The organism is Pseudoalteromonas sp. S1612, assembly GCF_005887175.1.
Taxonomy (GTDB): Bacteria; Pseudomonadota; Gammaproteobacteria; order Enterobacterales; family Alteromonadaceae; genus Pseudoalteromonas; species Pseudoalteromonas undina.
On sequence record NZ_PNDH01000019.1, the window covers coordinates 1 to 17,784 of the forward strand.

General features: G+C 37.0%; 19 protein-coding genes. 5 read left to right on the forward strand and 14 right to left on the reverse strand.

Going from position 1 to position 17,784, the window contains the following annotated elements; translation table 11 throughout:
• Nucleotides 1–324: 324 nt before the first annotated feature.
• A complete protein-coding gene (gene rmf, locus CWB78_RS07760) occupies nucleotides 325–495 on the forward strand; it encodes a ribosome modulation factor (protein WP_008114656.1) in 171 nt (56 codons plus the stop codon).
• 63 nt (nucleotides 496–558) lie between these two features.
• Here the strand turns inward: rmf and fabA are convergent, their stop codons facing one another.
• Nucleotides 559–1,074, reverse strand: coding sequence for a bifunctional 3-hydroxydecanoyl-ACP dehydratase/trans-2-decenoyl-ACP isomerase (gene fabA, locus CWB78_RS07765; protein ID WP_010389976.1), 516 nt, complete (start codon nucleotides 1,072–1,074; stop codon nucleotides 559–561).
• Between the two features lie 195 nt (nucleotides 1,075–1,269).
• Here fabA and CWB78_RS07770 point away from each other — a divergent pair, with 195 nt between their 5' ends.
• Genes CWB78_RS07770 through CWB78_RS07780 form a run of 3 tightly spaced genes read left to right on the forward strand, consistent with a single transcriptional unit; the run spans nucleotide 1,270 to nucleotide 3,378 of the window.
• Nucleotides 1,270–2,127 (forward strand): 6-carboxytetrahydropterin synthase, encoded by an 858-nt coding sequence (locus tag CWB78_RS07770; RefSeq protein ID WP_055012208.1) that lies wholly within the window; start codon nucleotides 1,270–1,272, stop codon nucleotides 2,125–2,127.
• Entirely contained in the window at nucleotides 2,120–2,938 is an 819-nt protein-coding gene (locus tag CWB78_RS07775) for a M23 family metallopeptidase (protein ID WP_054200907.1), read from the forward strand. Before CWB78_RS07770 ends, CWB78_RS07775 begins: the two co-directional genes overlap by 8 nt.
• A gap of 5 nt (nucleotides 2,939–2,943) precedes the next feature.
• The gene (locus CWB78_RS07780; protein WP_008114650.1) at nucleotides 2,944–3,378 is read left to right on the forward strand and encodes an acyl-CoA thioesterase; all 435 of its coding nucleotides are present in this window, start codon (nucleotides 2,944–2,946) and stop codon (nucleotides 3,376–3,378) included.
• A 198-nt stretch (nucleotides 3,379–3,576) separates the two neighbouring features.
• Here the strand turns inward: CWB78_RS07780 and CWB78_RS07785 are convergent, their stop codons facing one another.
• From CWB78_RS07785 to CWB78_RS07835, 11 genes are all read right to left on the reverse strand, one after another.
• The gene (locus CWB78_RS07785; RefSeq protein WP_138594929.1) at nucleotides 3,577–4,899 is read right to left on the reverse strand and encodes a Na+/H+ antiporter family protein; all 1,323 of its coding nucleotides are present in this window, start codon (nucleotides 4,897–4,899) and stop codon (nucleotides 3,577–3,579) included.
• Nucleotides 4,896–6,869 carry a transglutaminase TgpA family protein gene (locus tag CWB78_RS07790; RefSeq protein WP_138594931.1) on the reverse strand — a complete coding sequence of 658 codons (1,974 nt, stop codon included), beginning with the start codon at nucleotides 6,867–6,869 and terminating at the stop codon, nucleotides 4,896–4,898. The genes CWB78_RS07785 and CWB78_RS07790 overlap by 4 nt, the downstream gene beginning before the upstream one ends.
• The gene (locus CWB78_RS07795; RefSeq protein ID WP_171040325.1) at nucleotides 6,862–7,851 is read right to left on the reverse strand and encodes a DUF58 domain-containing protein; all 990 of its coding nucleotides are present in this window, start codon (nucleotides 7,849–7,851) and stop codon (nucleotides 6,862–6,864) included. The genes CWB78_RS07790 and CWB78_RS07795 overlap by 8 nt, the downstream gene beginning before the upstream one ends.
• 4 nt (nucleotides 7,852–7,855) lie before the next feature.
• Nucleotides 7,856–8,761, reverse strand: coding sequence for an AAA family ATPase (locus CWB78_RS07800; RefSeq protein WP_138594933.1), 906 nt, complete (start codon nucleotides 8,759–8,761; stop codon nucleotides 7,856–7,858).
• Nucleotides 8,762–8,769: 8 nt separating this feature from the next.
• Nucleotides 8,770–9,153: a response regulator gene (locus tag CWB78_RS07805; protein WP_055012203.1), complete on the reverse strand. Its 384-nt coding sequence runs from the start codon at nucleotides 9,151–9,153 to the stop codon at nucleotides 8,770–8,772.
• Between the two features lie 356 nt (nucleotides 9,154–9,509).
• Complete coding sequence (locus CWB78_RS07810) at nucleotides 9,510–9,935, reverse strand: DUF1090 domain-containing protein (RefSeq protein ID WP_054200930.1); 426 nt, start codon at nucleotides 9,933–9,935, stop codon at nucleotides 9,510–9,512.
• A gap of 27 nt (nucleotides 9,936–9,962) precedes the next feature.
• Nucleotides 9,963–10,931, reverse strand: coding sequence for an ATP-dependent 6-phosphofructokinase (locus CWB78_RS07815; RefSeq protein ID WP_054200931.1), 969 nt, complete (start codon nucleotides 10,929–10,931; stop codon nucleotides 9,963–9,965).
• A gap of 183 nt (nucleotides 10,932–11,114) precedes the next feature.
• Nucleotides 11,115–11,687 (reverse strand): MiaE family protein, encoded by a 573-nt coding sequence (locus CWB78_RS07820; protein ID WP_008114635.1) that lies wholly within the window; start codon nucleotides 11,685–11,687, stop codon nucleotides 11,115–11,117.
• A 68-nt stretch (nucleotides 11,688–11,755) separates the two neighbouring features.
• Entirely contained in the window at nucleotides 11,756–12,394 is a 639-nt protein-coding gene (locus CWB78_RS07825) for a sulfotransferase (protein WP_109874645.1), read from the reverse strand.
• A gap of 6 nt (nucleotides 12,395–12,400) precedes the next feature.
• Complete coding sequence (locus tag CWB78_RS07830; RefSeq protein ID WP_138594935.1) at nucleotides 12,401–13,297, reverse strand: transporter substrate-binding domain-containing protein; 897 nt, start codon at nucleotides 13,295–13,297, stop codon at nucleotides 12,401–12,403.
• 6 nt (nucleotides 13,298–13,303) lie between these two features.
• Nucleotides 13,304–13,672: an MAPEG family protein gene (locus CWB78_RS07835; RefSeq protein WP_054200934.1), complete on the reverse strand. Its 369-nt coding sequence runs from the start codon at nucleotides 13,670–13,672 to the stop codon at nucleotides 13,304–13,306.
• A 122-nt stretch (nucleotides 13,673–13,794) separates the two neighbouring features.
• Here CWB78_RS07835 and CWB78_RS07840 point away from each other — a divergent pair, with 122 nt between their 5' ends.
• Nucleotides 13,795–15,156, forward strand: a complete 1,362-nt coding sequence (locus tag CWB78_RS07840; RefSeq protein WP_138594937.1) for a DUF2254 domain-containing protein — start codon at nucleotides 13,795–13,797, stop codon at nucleotides 15,154–15,156.
• On the opposite strand, the gene CWB78_RS07845 is transcribed toward CWB78_RS07840, so the two are convergent.
• On the reverse strand, nucleotides 15,153–15,863 hold the full coding sequence (locus tag CWB78_RS07845) for an SIMPL domain-containing protein (protein WP_010389996.1): 711 nt from the start codon (nucleotides 15,861–15,863) through the stop codon (nucleotides 15,153–15,155). The genes CWB78_RS07840 and CWB78_RS07845 overlap by 4 nt on opposite strands.
• A gap of 107 nt (nucleotides 15,864–15,970) precedes the next feature.
• Entirely contained in the window at nucleotides 15,971–17,665 is a 1,695-nt protein-coding gene (locus tag CWB78_RS07850) for an NAD-dependent malic enzyme (RefSeq protein WP_010389997.1), read from the reverse strand.
• Nucleotides 17,666–17,784 lie beyond the last annotated feature (119 nt).

The window sequence follows — 17,784 nt, forward strand, 5'->3', positions numbered from 1 at the left end:
AACAGGCGCTGCCCGAAGGGTTCTGCCTAGGAGCGATTTACTCTTTGTTGCTCGGTTTTTACTTAGCCCACTAGGTTACAAACCTCGCGCCGCGATTAAACCGCTCCTAGTTTGAACAAATTGTAATCCGCAAAGGTCAACAGACCCTAAGTTTGAGCAATAAATTTATTTTTTAATTAATTTATCATTGCATCAGCAGCTTAGTTAAAGTCAAACAAATTAATTGTATTTTGTGTTTGAATTAAACATTTTTGTTGGCTATTTATTAAATGTAGATGAACTTTATGCTACAAAAATATAAATATAAAGGTGAGGATTTTACCGATGAAGAGACAGAAAAGAGATCGTTTAGAAAGAGCTCATTCTCAAGGTTTTAAAGCAGGTTTAGCTGGTCGCTCAAAAGAGCACTGCCCTTATCAACAAGTTGATCCTAAGTCTGAGTGGCTTGGTGGTTGGCGCGAGGCAATAGAAAATCGCAATATGTATAAAACATAAACTCATAACGAATTAAAGCAAAAAGGCCTCCAAATGGAGGCCTTTTTGTTGCGTGTTTTAAACTTAAAACGCGCTGGTATCTTGGAACAAGCCTACCTTTAAATCTTTTGCTTCGTAGATCACGCGGCCATCTACTTCTACGGTTCCATCAGCCATACCCATAAACAATTTACGCTTAATAACGCGTTTCATGTCTAGACGGTAGGTTACTTTTTTAGCTGTTGGCAATATTTGACCGGTAAATTTAACTTCACCTACACCGAGTGCACGACCAAGACCAGGACCACCAGACCAACCTAAGAAAAAGCCCACAAGTTGCCACATAGCATCTAAGCCTAAACAACCAGGCATTACTGGGTCGCCTTTAAAATGACAGTCGAAAAACCAAAGGCTAGGATCGATATCTAGCTCTGCAACTATTTGACCTTTACCATGTTCACCACCGTCATCGGTAATTGAAATGATACGATCCATCATTAACATGTTGTCACTTGGCAAACGACAATTTCCTTCACCAAACATTTCACCTTGACCACAAAGGATCAAATCTTCTTTTGTATAGCTATTTTTAGGTTCCATAACACTTTATCTTTGCTTAGAAATTGCCCCGTACTTTAGCGTACACTTGTACGCTAAACAACTCGGAGCAGTTAAAAAATGGTTTAATTATAAGCAATCAGTAAATGCAACTGATTTTAGTATGATTAAACCGCGCAATTACTAACAGAAATCATTATAATTGGGGCTGACTTTTAATCAGTTTAAAGGAAATTTATGACCCTTTTTGTTAACTCACTCACTGTGATTGATTTTTCTTACTTATGCAATAAACGCGGTGCAGTTGGCGAAAGTTGGATTGTTGATTTGACTTTACATGGCAAACTAAACGAAGAGTCTATGGTTTTAGACTTTGGCTTAGTTAAAAAGCAAATTAAAGGCATTATTGATGAGTGTATAGATCACCGTTTAGCTGTCCCTAACAACATAAACGGCAGCATCAACGAGTTTGCTGATCACAAAACATTAGATTGTACATTTGCTGATAACAAGCACCTTGCAATGAGTGCACCTCATCAAGCATATTGCTTAATAGATACTGATGAGATTAACGTTGAATCAGTAACAGAGTACTTAGTTGCCACAATACTGCCACAGCTTCCTGATAATATTGAAAAGATTGAGTTGGTGTTAAAGCCTGAGCACAATCAGAGCTTTTATTACCACTATAGCCATGGCCTTAAAAAGCATGATGGTAATTGCCAGCGTATTATTCATGGTCATCGCTCACAAATTGGTATAAGCCTTGGCGGTATTTCTATGCCTCGTTTGCAAAAACAGTGGGCTGATAAATGGCGTGATATTTACTTAGCATCTAGTGAAGATCAAATAAACGCCTCTGAATTAAAACATATCTCAGCTAAAAGTGATGATGTTTGTTTTGCGTATACTGCGGCGCAAGGTTACTTTGAAATGGCTATTAGTGAATCACGTTGCGACATTTTACCAATTGATACCACGGTAGAATGTATTGCTGACTACATTGCCAGCCAAGTGAAATTAGAGCACCCAGAAAAAGACGTTAAAATTACCGCCTATGAAGGTGTTGGAAAGGGGTCGATTAGTTATGCTTAAATCCTTATTAGTTTCGGCGTTAATTGTATCAACTAGCTTTAGTGCTATAGCGCTTGAGCTAAAAGGGCATTTAACTCAAGGCGGCCTAGTAACAGGGCAATTAGATAACGCTAAGTCGGTAAGCCTCAATGGTAAGTCGTTAAAACTTGCTGATAATGGGTTATTTGTATTTGGTTTTGGCCGTGATGCAAAACCTGTACATACATTAAGCTGGGTAGATAAAACCGGTAAAGGCCACAGCCAAGATTTAGTTATTACTCTTCGCGATTACGATATAGATAAAATTACCGGTGTTGCTAAAAAATACGTATCGCCTCCAAAAGCAGTAAGTGAACGTATAAGCCGTGAAGCGATCGCAGTACGAAAAGCAAGGGCTGTTAACTCTGATTTAGAATACTTTTTACAGCCAGTACTTAGGCCTGCAAAAGGGCGCATTTCAGGTGTTTATGGTAGCCAACGTTACTTTAATGGCGAACCTCGTAGGCCACACTTTGGTTTAGATATAGCAAACAAAACAGGTTCACCTGTGTATGCACCGATCAGCGGAACCGTGGTGTTTGCTGAACCAGATTTATATTACTCTGGTGGTACTTTGATTTTAGATCATGGGCATGGGGTTACTTCTACTTATATTCATTTAAGTAAGCTTGATGTAAAAGTAGGGCAGAAGATTGAACAAGGTACAAAGGTAGCTGAAATAGGTGCTACGGGCCGTGTAACTGGGCCGCATTTAGATTGGCGATTTAATTGGCAAGGTGAACGCCTTGACCCTGCATTATTAATGCAAGACACATTAGCTAACAAAAAGTAGAGATTATGACTCAAGTAGAGCGCGAAGCCATTATTGCGCAACGTATAAAAGATTCGACCACTTCAGTAACTAAAGCCGTATTTCCTGGGCGTACTAACCATCATAATACGCTATTTGGTGGTGACGCATTAGCATGGATGGATGAAGTTGCTTTTATAGCTGCCACCCGTTTTTGCCGTAAACCATTAGTAACTATTTCATCAGATAGAGTCGATTTTAAAGAAGCTATTCCTGCTGGTTCATTTGCTGAGTTGATATCAAAGGTATCGCATGTGGGGAATACCAGTTTAAAAGTGGATGTTGAAATATTCCTAGAAACTATGCACAAAGATAACAAGCACTCTGCTATTACAGGCAGCTTTACCTTTGTTGCTGTTGATGATAACCACAGGCCAACACCTGTCGTGTGTGACAAAATGCTGCATGGTTTTGAGTTATAACACCTAACAGGAAAAATAATATAAGCACCAATTATGGTGCTTATATTATTAACCATAAAGAACACATCATACTGTTTTTGACTAAGGGCCAACTTAGCAATTAAATAAAATAGAGAGAATTAGTTTATCAATGAGGAGGGCGTATTAAAGTAATAAATGAGACTAATAAAAAGGCGTGCAGTGCACGCCTTTAAATAACTATAAAACCATAGCGGCTATCCAGCCAAACACCAATAACGGAATATTAAAGTGAATAAAGGTTGGCACAACCGAATCCCAAATGTGGTTGTGTTGTCCGTCAGCATTAAGTCCTGATGTTGGCCCTAGCGTAGAGTCAGAGGCAGGGGAGCCTGCATCACCTAATGCGCCTGCCGTACCAACAAGCGCAGCGGTTGCCATTACAGAAAAGTTTAGCTCTAAACATAAAGGCACAAATAAGGTGGCAATTATAGGCACAGTCGAAAATGAACTACCAATGCCCATAGTTATAAATAAGCCGACCAATAAAATTACTGCGGCAGCTATGGGTTTATTACCGTCAAAAATGGCGGCGCTGCTATGGACTAGGCTAGCAACGTGTCCGGTTTCTTTCATTACCGCAGCAAAACCTTGCGCTGAAATCATTATAAAACCAATCATTGCCATCATGGCAACACCCTTACTAAATACGTCGCCGTTTTCTTCCCACTTAACCACACCAAATACACTAAATATAACCACCCCGACTAGGCCACCTAATATCATTGAGCCACTGGCATTTTGAGCGATCAGAGAAGCAAGCACGGCAAATAAACCAACCAGCATTACCTTTTTGGGGTTTTCAACATCAGCTTGTTGGCTTTGCACAGTTAATGCTGTGCTTGTGTATTCGCGGCGTTTTCGATAACTAATAAATAGGGCAATTAACAAGCCGACAAACATACCAATAGCTGGAATTACCATTGCTAAAGGGACACTGGTATTAACAATCTCAAGGCCATTATCAACTAGGTTTTTATGTAATATTGAGTATAAATAAATACCCCCAAAACCATACGGCAGCACCATATACGAGGTGGCTAAACCAAAGGTTAAAATACAAGCAATGGCACGTCTATCTAATCGCAGTTTATTAAACACCACAAGCAGCGGCGGGATCAAAATGGGAATAAAAGCGATATGCACCGGCACCAAGTTTTGAGAAGAAATAGCACAAATCAAAATAATAAACAGAATAAAGTAGCTTAATATGGTTTCACTAGAGCCTGTTTGTGCATTTACTTTAGCGAGTAACTTAGCGGCCAAAATACGCGTTAAGCCTGACTTAGAGATAGCGACGGCAAATGCACCTAGCATCGCATAGCTTAAAGCAATTTCGGCGCCTGATGATAAGCCAGAATTAAATGCATCAATACTTTCTTTTAAGCCCATGCCTGCGGTTAATCCGGCAACAAGCGCACTTATTGTCATTGCAACAATCACATTTACGCGGACCAAAGTGAGTCCCAGCATTAAAATAACGCCTATAATAACTGCGTTCATAGATTTCTCTGTTTTATAGATTTAATTAATTTTATCAGATCTTTAGCCTGATTTTTACGTTCTTTGGTAAATGGTTGCCTTGCATAGCGCACTTGCTCAAATAAGTGACAAAAGGTGGTTATTTGTTGCTCTGCATAGGGGGCTTGTTGACTAATGTGTTGTAATGTTTGAATAGGCGTAGCATTTTTAGGGTAGTTTATAGTGTGCTTATTAGCCCAACTGAGTATTTGATAATACTCTTTTACCAGCGGAGGTTGTTTGGTTGTTGCCTTGGGGCGGTTTATATAAATAAAATAAGCACTAAAACTTAAAATTAAAACAATAATAACTCCAAGCGGTACTAACCAAACATAAGTGTTACCAAACAGGGACGCTAATAAATCTTGTTGTTTATTTTTATCAAATCCCAGCACCCAACTAGACCATTGATAATCGAGGTTTTCTAATTCAAGGCGAAGCCAGTTTATAGCAGCATAATTACTTAAGCTAACTAAACCAAAATTAATATTATTTTTAAATTCATCATTTAATGCTGCACTCTGTGATAAAGAACCATTTAATCGTTCGGGCGCAACAACCGCTGTTGCATCAAATATTCTCCAGCCTGCATTAGTATATACCTCAACCCAAGCATGCGCATCGTATTGACGAACGGTAATATAGTCATTGTTTTGATTATGCTCTCCGCCTAAATATCCGCTTACTACCCGCGCTGGAACGCCAGCACTTCTAAAAATAAAGGCAGCTGCACTGGCATAATGACCACAAAAGCCACGTTTATTACTAAACATAAATTGATCAAGCGTATCATCACCGTGCATAGGTGTTGGCGTAAGAGTGTAACTGAAACTATTTTGCGAAAAATAATCTAGCAGTTTATTAAAAAGCTCATCAGCGTTAGCACTTCTGTTTTTTAACTGTTGCGCCAGTTGATAACTTTTTTGGTTATTACTCACAGTAAGCGTTTTATAAAAACGCTGCTCTACGCTATTAAGCTTCTTAGTCGATAATGGTTTAGTACTAACAGAATATTGTAACACTTTGGATTTATATTGTTTTTTCCGCAGCAAGCCGACTGAGTTGGAAACTACATTTTCATTGTTACTACTGGCATAGCCAAGCCCATATAACCAATCAGCCATTGCTGGCTCAGCAATTATTGAGTATTGAGTGGTATTAACATTGCTGCTATTTTGGGTTGGCAACATCATTGCTTGCTTTAAAAACGAAGATGTTTTCCAAGCTTTACCGTCAAATTCATCATGTACAATAGCGCGCCAATAATAAGGGGGCGTGGTTGAATTATTATCAAACTTCGCTCTAAAAACCAATTCATCGGAGTTTGATAACTTTGCAATATCAAATGGGTCTACTTGTTCCGATAGGCCTGTTTGTGCCATTTTAGGGCCAGGTAATTGCCAAAATGCAGGAAGTTTTGGTAAAAATATTAAGAGTACAACTGCCAAAGGAAAAGCCAGAAACATTATTTTAGCACTTTGTTTTGATGACAGTTTTAAACTATGACTAGATTCAAGTAACCCAAGTACAGCAAAATTTAAAATATACAGCGTACTAATAATTAAAGTGGTAAAAATAGTTTGGCTAAACAAATACACTGCTGAGAGTGAAAAGAAAGTGAGGGTGATGATCAATTGATAATGCTGCTTTGTTTTTGCTTGCAGCAATTTAAAAACACACGACAATAAAAGCATTGCAACAAACAGCACCACAGTATCTTTAAAGCCAATACTGCTTAGCATAATAATTAATGCTACTACAGCGAGTCCGTTTGCTAACCACGCATTGGGTTTTTGTTTGTGTTTAAGAGTTAAATAAATATTCCAACCACATAACACGCTAAGCATAATAATAAAGGGTAGGGGCAAGTGTTCTATAAAAAAGCTCACTAAACCTAAGTAAATAAATGACAGAGAAAAATTTATAACGCGTTGATTTTTTATCTCATTCATAATCAGCGCCTACATTACTTAAGGCTTGTAAGCAGCGTTGCAGATGAAGCTTACCTGATCCATTTTCTATGGATTTATTAGGCAATTTCAATGAGTAATTAATGCCGCTTTCAAACGCTTGGCATAATAGGTAACACAATTGCCCTAAGCGTTGCTCGGTATCGCCTGTCATTAAATTAAAGTCAAATTGTGTATCGGCAGATTTAAAATCACTAAATTGTTTTACTAATAATTGCTGAGTTTTTGCGTAGTGTTTCCACGAAACTCGCTGCAATCCCATTTCTGGTAAGTGATTGATTAGACTTTCAAACTCATCATCGCCTAGATGTTTTTCAGCTCCTTCATCATCATTAGCAGTCATTTGGCTTAATTGTTTTTGATTTGGTGTTTTAATAATTGAAGGGTAAACATAAACGGTATGATTTGGTTGAATATAGCTCCATACACTCACCAAACCAAATGGATAATTACTCGCAATTTTTATTGGTTTTAATGAATAGCGACCGCGCTTTAAATAAGGCAATGGTAACTGGCATTGTATGGTATCGGCTTTAACACTCTCTATATAGCAGGTGTGTTCAAAATTATTGGGATAACTTAAGGTGATTGACTGACATGTGTCGTTTGATTTTATTTGCCACACTAATTGAGGTGGCTGTGGCGCAAAATTCTCAATAGTATTTTTAAAGCTGACAGTTAAGCCTTTTGCGTTGCTATAACCTAACAACAAGGCAAAAATAATAATCACAGACATTAAATACGCCATAAACAGTATTAAATTATTTTGATAATTAATTCCCATTACAAAATTTAATAGTGCAACAATCGTAAAATATACACCCAGTGTGGAAGGCAAAACATAAATAGTATTATGCGTTAAAGTGATGCTGTTTTCTTTGTGCTTATTTTTTAATAAGGTCGTTAAAATTGTACTTTTTATAGCATGAATAAAAGTAGGGCGTTTTAATTTTAAAATACCCATTGATCTAAACGGGCACTAAAACATGTTTTAAAATGTCTGCAATTTGGTTGTTGCCAGACTCACTATGCAAACCTAATCGGTGCTGGCACACACTAGAAAATACCGCTTGTACATCTTCAGGTAGAACAAAGTCTCGACCTTCAATATAGGCCCATGCCCTTGCAGATTTTGCCAGCGCCATACTGGCTCTTGGTGAAAGCGAAGCAGCTAACGATTGAGTCTCACGTGTGTAAGTCACTAATTCAATTATATAATCAATAACCGGAGCACTTAGCGTAATATTAGCTATAGATTCTTGTATTTGTTTAAGTTGTTGCTGGTTAATTCGCTGTGGTAATTGGGAGTAATCGCGCTTTTGATTGTTTAATAGTAATCTTTTTTCAGCGTTTTTAGGTGGAAAGCCTAAGCTTATACGCATTAAAAAACGATCTAATTGCGATTCTGGCAGCGGATAAGTTCCTGCTTGATATAAAGGGTTTTGAGTAGCAATAACAAAAAACGGAGTAGGGAGCGGGTACTTTTCTCCATCTACGGTCACTTGTTGTTCTTCCATGGCTTCTAATAACGCACTTTGGGTTTTAGGACCCGCACGATTTATCTCATCAGCAAGTACTACTTGGCTAAAAATTGGGCCTTTATGAAATGAAAAACTGTGTTCTTTATTATTAAAAATATTGGTACCAATAATATCAGCGGGTAATAAATCGCTAGTAAATTGAATACGTTGATACGATAAACCCAAAACAGCAGCTAATGCATGCGATAAAGTGGTTTTACCCATACCTGGTAAGTCTTCAATTAGTAAATGACCTTCACTAAACAAACAGGTTAGTGCTAATTTTATTTGTTGTTGCTTGCCAAATATAACGGTAGATAGGTCATCAATAATAGTGGTAACTAGGTGCTGCATAATGTCCTTTAATCTATCAGTTCTAAACGTTTCATTACGGCATCAACTTTTTGCGCGTTGAAAGGCTTGGCTATAAATTCTTTTGCGCCAAGTTCCCAAGTATTTTGTACGGTCTCAAAACTATTATGGCCTGAGCACATAACCACATGAGCATATGGGTGCTCGTTATTAATCGACTCTAAAATTTCGATGCTTTCAGAATCAGGTAAATCAACATCTAAAAATATAACGTTGGGTGATTTTTCGCTAAGTAAGGGTTTAGCACAATCAAAATTATCACACTCAATAATGTCATCAAAACCTAAGCCGGCTAACACTTGGCTTAAGTCAGCACGGATTTGTTTAACATCATCAATAATTAAAATTGGTTCGAGTGGGCGTACAAATTCCATATGAATACTTCAACATTTTTTACGGCTTGTGATTTAATATTAAGCTAAGCATTAAGGAACCTCAAGGTGATAACTATGAATTACCGTAATAGTCGTTTAAATACACTTAATGTCCGATACCGTCTAGTATTGGACTTAGTGAGCTTGAAGTTATTAAAATAGAGCGCCACACATGCACTTAAATACTACTACCTATAATTTATATTATGTTAAATAAGATGGAAGTGTACTTAATCAAACTAACTATCGGCAATTAGGTCACTTACAAACACGGTATTTTGGCCCTTTTATCGCATAATATTTATATTCAATAGAATGCTCTACTTTATTAAATATAAAAACTCTGTAATGACATTTTAATCAACCAAACTATTTAGCTCATCAATTAATTGCTTAAGCTGTTTAGTTTCGTCGTTTAGCTTTTGCTGATACTTTTCAACTTTGTCATGCTTACCTTGGCGCTTAGCTTTTTTAAGATCGATTTTATATTCTTCAATTTCTGAATTTGTATCATCTATTTTTTGTTGTAACTCTGCTTTTAATCCATCATTGGTACAATATGCGTTTATGTTATTAAGTGCTTTATTGAGACCTGCAACTTTGTGTGAATTACCTTGGCGTTTTGAAGCAAATAACTCGAGGTTAACTTCACAGGCTTTTTTCGCACATCCCGTTAAATCTGCACAATCATCTTTGGCCAATACGACTGTTGAACCGGCTAATAATAAACTTATTGAAATACCTTTAATAATTGTCATTTTATAGTTTTTATTATCTCGCATTGTTCATTACTCCTACTTAATTAGTCGTTAGCGACAAAATACAGATAACAGCCCTTGCAGCTCTTCATTTATAACATGTTGTTTTACAACATCTTGCATAGGAGTATTTGAAACTTTGTTATTTAAAATACCCACCATTTTGGCGCTTTCTCCAGCACATAAAGCCTTAACACTGTGTACGCCTAATCTTATTGCTAGCATACGATCCGCAGCCGATGGGTTTCCGCCGCGCTGTAAGTGCCCTAGCTTGGTTACACGTAAATCTATACTTGGATTTACGGCAGTTATTTTTTCACATACATATTCAACACCATTTTCATCGCCCTCAGATACCACCACGATAAATGCGTGTTCGCTATGATAATCGCTAATCTTTAGCAATAAATCATCGATATCTTTGTCATTTTCAGGGATCAATACTGAATCGGCACCAGAGGTTAAACCGGCATAAGTGCCAATATATCCGGAATCACGCCCCATAACTTCAATAACAAACACCCTATTATGAGATTCTGCTGTATCTCTAATATTATCAATACATTGCATTGATGTGTTTACTGCTGTATCAAATCCTAAAGTGTAGTCTGTGCCGGCAATATCGTTATCTATAGTGCCGGGAATGCCAATATAAGGGATATTGGTTATGTGTGATAACCATAAACAGCCTCTAAAAGAGCCATCGCCACCTATGACAATTAAGGCATCAATATTATTATGTTCAATTGTAGCTAAAGCTTGCTGTCTACCTGTCTCAGTTCTAAACCTTTCACTACGTGCGGTTTTTAAAACGGTACCGCCTAAGTGCATACTTTGTTGCAGGTTTTTGCAATCAAGTGTCACTAAATCATTATCAATTAAACCCTCATATCCTTTTCGAACTCCTGACACTTTTATGCCTTGTTGTTGAGCGGTTTTTACGATGGCAAATAAAGCGGTGTTCATCCCTGGAGCATCACCTCCAGAGGTAAGCACGGCAATATGATTAATTGGTTGCATCGGTTCACGTCCTTAAAGCAAGCTATACATTAAAATGATAATAGCTGTTTATTGTTAGGCAGTGTTAACTAAGTGCAGTTAAGTTGATCTGGTTATGCGTTATTAAACAATATTTTTCATAACAATAGAGGGAAGTATTTATATTGGCATGCTAACTTGATGTTAACATGCCGTGGTTATGTATTAATGTAGAGCAGCAGTAAACGGTATATTTTTACAAATTTCTGCTTCTATTATTAATAACTCTTCTAAACGATCATCAACTTCTTGTTTATCAAAGTATTCGTAAGCAAGTTCAACAAATAGGTTTTTATGTTTTTCTTCAGACTTGGCTATCGCAACATAAAAATCTTTTTCTTTTCCTTCTGGTAAGGCTTCGGCAACTAAAGAAAAACGTTCGTGTCCCCTCGCCTCAATTACACCGCCAACGAGTAGCCTATCCATTAAAAAGCCATCGCGTCCATGTCTAAAGTGTGCGCGAATTTGTTTAATGTAAGGGTCTTTTTTATCGTCACCTAAATTAGTATCACGCTCAATGAGTAATTTCAGCACTTGCTTGAAATGAATTAACTCTTCTAAGGCTAAGTCAGTCATGGCTTTAACTAATTTACGCTTATCAGGGTAATGTGAAAGCATAGACATAGCCATGCCAGATGCTTTTTTTTCAGCAGCAGCGTGGTCTTGTAAAAAAGTTTCAAAGTCGGCTAAAACAACTTCGGTCCATTCAAATGGCGTGTGGTATTTTAATTCAAACATATGGATACAACTTATAAAATAATGCGTGGATTTTAGCGTATTTAAAAATAAAAATCTTTGCTCGCGGTTTAAATTTGTCTCTCATAAGGTAAAAATTTATCTATCCGCCCTTTCGCTGTCGACTCAATTTTTAATGGATGTTTTATATCATTCCACGCGGTGACCTTACCCCTCATATTCATTTTTTCAAAGCCATTTAACTCAGAGGTAATATTTAAAAAATCACAAAGCTGACTAAAACTGTTAGGGTTGGCTATATCTATTGATAAAAAATCATGTTCTCGATTACTAAAATAAGCCTTAGCATTATTAATGTGTACGTTATAACAATCAGTTAAATACTGATCGTTATTTATATTCTCTAGTGAAAAGTCTTTAAATGTATTTAAATAACAGCGCTTTAAATGAATGTTAAAGCCACCATCTGCACGGGTTAAATTAGTGTGCATTCGTTGTAAAAGCTGTCTTATTGATGGTATCCATGCAGTAAGCTCTCGCTCTAAATATATAAATTTTGCGCCAGGATAGTATTTATCTAATACTTTAAAATCGTTAAATATGGGGGTGTCTGCAATTGCGACCGCATTATCAAAACAGGCGGTAGTGTATGCAGTATGAGCAGTTGGTATACCAAAATGTAAAAATGCATTGCATACACTGGTGGTACCGGTTCGCGGTAAGCCAATAATAAATATTTTTTGTTTCATGGGGTTTTACATGTCTTTTTCTGAAAACCAAAGTGAAGTATTATCAAGTGGTGTTAGTAAGGGTAAGTTATTGTTTTCTAATCTAATAATAATCTTGTTTTTGATATCTGCGTGCTCAATGGCACTGCGATGATACGCATTAAATAAGCGGTCAAACTCGCCATTTTTACGCATAACCGCTAAGCCATTTTCAACTGCATAGGCCAACTCGGGCGTATCTTTACTAAAAAAGAAGTAAATTGCACTTGGGTATTGCAGTATTAACTGAGGAAGAGTTGTAAGTTTTGCATCACCTTTAAAGGTATTTAGCTCCGTTTCAACCTCAAGCAACGATCGAGGAAATACATCTCCTCTGCCTTTTATTAACATATTAAATAATGAGCTGTATTCAATTGATGTTGATACCGTTAATCCACTATCTAATAAAACTTGAGTATCTGGCCAGTCGTGACCTTGAATAAAGTGGATACCTTTAAAGTCATCAATTTTTTTTAAGCTTGATAATTTTTTTTGTTTATTCTGTGTAGTGACAAGTAAACGCCACCCGTATAAACCTTTAAAAATAGGCACTCTTACGGGCAATAGCTCTTTTTCTCGCTGCTGTGAAGTCATGGTCCATGCAACGTTGACTTCATCATTATGTATAATTTGTTTTAATGAGCGGCTTTGAGGCATAGAAATACTCGATGCTTTTAATGTATATTTTGCGCCGCTGTATTGTAAGGCCGTTCTCAATAAAACCAACGGATAAAGAATTTCATCTTCACCAACTCGCATCGTTTTAGGATAAACATAATTTAAACCATCAATACTTTGATTGCTATTGTCATTTTCTATTGCCCCTACAAATGACACCAACGAAGTGGCAAAACATAAGCTTATAAAAACAATAGCGAATCGCATCTTTATTTATCGACTTAACAATAAAATTAAGGAACTTACAAAAAGAATAGCAAATGTCATCATCATACTTAATACACGTGCTTTCAAATTGTTAGTTCTAATAGCTGAGCCATGAAGTGCACGGCTTATAAATAGCAAACCGCCAAGTGCATGCATATAATGACTTGCTAAGCCTTGATACTCTAATAAGAACAGTAAAATTAGGCTAATTGGTACATACTCAATAAAATTCCCATGAGCTCGAGTTGCACGTTCAAGCTCAGGATGACTCCCATTACCAAGTGAAATGCCTTCAGCCTTACGTATTTTTACAACATTAATACTCAGGTAAATATAATATAGTGCCAGTAAAGCCGCATAACTCGATATAATCACAGTATTTTTCCATTAAATTTTTAAGCAATAATAACACATAACTTAAGCTGTAAAATCACTTACTTTAGTATCAAATATGCTAGAGTGATTTATAGATTGGTATCGTAATAAGTAAGGATAATATGTATTTAAGAACAAAAATAACCAATAGCTACCGCGAAATAATTAACAGTATTGGGTTTTATCCCTCTTTATTATCTGTTGCTTTTTTATTTTTTGCTGTGCTGACGATGTCAGTCGAGTACTTAGCCCCTATTGAGAAACTTAAATCACTAATTTCATTTATATTAGTTGATAGCGCAGAAAACGCACGTACCATTTTAAGCACCCTCGCTGGCAGCATTATTTCGTTAACCGTATTTAGCTTTTCTATGGTGATGGTGGTATTAAATTCAGCCAGTGCTAGCTTATCACCTCGAGTTGTTCCTGGGCTCATTACCCGTAAATCACACCAAATGGTTTTAGGTTTTTATTTGGGTAGTATTATTTATTCAATAATAATGCTGATAAATATCAACAAACTCGATAATGGTAATACCGCTATTCCTGCTCTTGGCGTGTTGTTTGCGCTTGTTTTTGGGTTAATATCTTTAGGGTTATTTGTATTTTTTATTCATTCTATTTCAAAAGCAATACAAGTAGATAACGTATTAAATGGCTTGTTTAGGCAAACAAAAAAAGAAATTCAAGACATTATCAATATGCAAGACGAAAACCCCGTTGATAACTTTCCTGAGTTTTCAAACTGGCATTCAATAAACAGTACAACCGAGGGTTACTACAAAGGGGTTCATTCTAGTAAATTATGTGCCCTACTAGCAGATGAAAATATTGAGCTGTTTATTACGGTTAAGCAAGGTTATTTTACAGTTAAAGGTTACCCGTTTTTAAAGTGTAATAAGGACATATCTGAGAACGAAGAGTTAATTGAGAAAATTTTAGATTGCTTTATTTTTTATATAGAAGAATACATTAGCGACCATTACCGCTATGGGTTAACACAAATATCAGAAATTGCGGTAAAAGCTATGAGCCCAGGAATAAACGATCCGGGTACTGCCGTTAAATCTATTGATATGTTGAGTATATTATTAATAGAACGACTAAAGATTAATGCAATAAATTACTCATGCTATGAAAAAGATGAGCAACCATTGTTGTACTTTCATGAAACCAGTTTTGATGAACTACTTCATGATAACTTCACCCCTTTACGCAATTATGCAAAAGCCGATGCCTATGTAATGACTAACGTTATTGAAGCATTTAAAAATATTTTATTTATTGCTAATGAGAATGTGGATGCACGAAACAGTGTGTTTAATTATTTAAATGCCATTGTTGATGATATTAATCAGCACATAGTTAACGAATACGATCGTCAAGAGATTAGTAATATGCTGTATGCCATTGTGCGTATTAGTGAGTCACAAGGAAAGCAGTTGGTGGCACGATTTGAGCGCCACCCACCTATAAGAGCTTAATCAATATAATAAATTGCGTAACTTGATGCGCTTATTGTAATTTCACCAGCATGATATGCATCGGGTACATAGTTACTCGGTGCACCATCAGCCATCATTACTTTTTCACTGCGCATGTAAGGTACTGATGGCATATCAAGCGGACTTAAAGACGCACTATATAAGCCTTTCAATTCAACATCAAAATCATCAGTTAACTCTTTTGCCGCTGCTTTAGCTTGTTTAATAGCTAATTTTTGTGCTTTTTTGTGCAGCTCATCATAGTTGCTCGCTAAAAACTGCGTCTGTCTAATTTCATTAATACCGTTATTAACTAAACTTTGTAAAAGCTCAGGGTATTTATTAATCGCAGAGAGTTTAATTGTAAGCGTTCTGGATACTTTAAACCCGGTAAACTCTTGCTTACCTGTTTCGCGGTTATATTGATTATCACGATAGATTGAGATTTGACCAGCATTAATATCTGCATCAGCTACGCCTAGTTTTTTTACTAAACTAATTGCACTGGCCATCGTAGTATCAGTTTGTTTTTTTGCGGCAATTAAGTTTTTATCTATTTCCGTAATACCCACTGTTAATAAAACATGATCTGGCATAGTCGTTACCGATGCTTCACCTTTTACATAGATATGAGGCTCTTCAGGGGCATTAGTTGCATAAGCTGACGTGCTTAGCAAAGCAGCCGTTAAAATCGAAAGTGTTTTCATAGGTCTATCCTTTTAAATTGATTACCTTAGTTAACACCTTATGTGGTTAATTGCAGATGAACAAGCATAAAAAAACAGGCAAAAGCCTGTTTTTTAGTAATGAAGCATTAAATGCTGCAACGCTTGTAGTTACGATACTTCGGTAACCAGTAGTTTCTGTCGATGGCTGCCCACAGAGCATCATCTGAAATTTCAAGAGCAACGCCCTCTTCAATTGCTTTTTTAGCGACTGCAAATGCAATACGTTTACTTAGTGTTTCAATTTCTGTTAGCGCAGGTAATAAACTACCTTTGCCCGTATTAGCTAATGGTGATGACTCTGCCAACATTTCACTCGACATTATTAGCATCGCATCGGTAATACGCGTTGCTTTAGCAGCAATTACACCTAAGCCAATACCTGGGAAAATGTAGCTGTTATTACATTGAGGAATTGGGTAAGTAACGCCGTTATAAACAACAGGCTCAAATGGGCTACCTGTAGCTACAATCGCTTTACCATCAGTCCATTTAATAACATCTTCTGGGTAAGCTTCTACTTGTTTAGATGGATTACTTAACGGGAAAATAATAGGTGCTTCACAGTTTGCGTGCATAGCGCGAATAACTTGCTCAGTGAATAAGCCCGGTTGACCTGATACACCAATTAAAATATCTGGTTCTGCACAGTGCATTACATCTAATAATGACGCGTATTCGCCGCTGTAAGTCCAATCGGCTAGGCAGCTCGTTGGTTGCGCTAACATTTGTTGGAAGTCGCGTAAGCCTTCCATGCCATCAGTTAATAAACCAAAGCGGTCAACCATAAATACTTGGCTGCGAGCTTGTGCTTCACTGATACCTTCGGCCACCATAGTGCTAACAATTTGTTCAGCAATACCACAGCCTGCAGATCCTGCGCCTACAAACACAACTTTTTGAGTCGATAGTTTAGCGCCTTTAACACGACAAGCTGCTAATAAAGACCCCACAGTAACCGATGCAGTGCCTTGAATGTCATCATTAAAGCTACAAATTTCATTACGGTAACGCTTTAATAATGGCATAGCATTTGGTTGTGCAAAGTCTTCAAATTGCAGTAACACGCTTGGCCAACGACGCTTAACCGCTTTAATGAATAAATCTAAAAACTCATCGTATTCATCTTGCGCAATACGCTTATGGCGTGCACCCATGTACATTGGGTCGTTTAATAGTTTTTCGTTATTCGTGCCTACATCAAGCATAACCGGTAATGTATACGCTGGGCTAATACCACCACAGGCGGTATATAAAGAGAGCTTACCAATTGGAATACCCATACCGCCAATACCTTGGTCACCTAAACCTAAAATACGTTCGCCATCGGTAACCACGATAACTTTAACTTTACCTTTAGTGGCATTACGTAAAATATCGTCAATTTGAAAGCGATCTTCATAAGAAATAAACAAACCACGTGCACTGCGATAAATATCAGAAAACTTCTCACAGGCATCACCCACAGTTGGGGTGTAAATAATAGGCATCATTTCTTCAATATGATCGCGTACCAAACGGTAGTAAAGCGTTTCGTTATTGTCTTGAATAGCGCGTAAATAAATGTGCTTATTTAAATTGTCATTAAAACTTGAGTATTGTTGGTAACAACGCTCAACTTGTTCTTCTATTGTTTCGTAACGAGGAGGAAGTAAACCTGCAAGATTAAAGTTTTCACGTTCTTTTTGGCTAAAAGCACTTCCTTTATTCAATAATGGGGTTTCAATTAGGCCTGGGCCAGAATAAGGAATATAAAGATAATTAGGATCGGTATTTGTAGTCATATTTCCAAGCTTTACTGAATCTTAAATAATGATCTGCCATTATCATTGTTAAAGGCTAAATTGCAATGACATTTAAGCTTGTCAGACCATTGAAAATGTTCAAATACAAGCGCTACTTT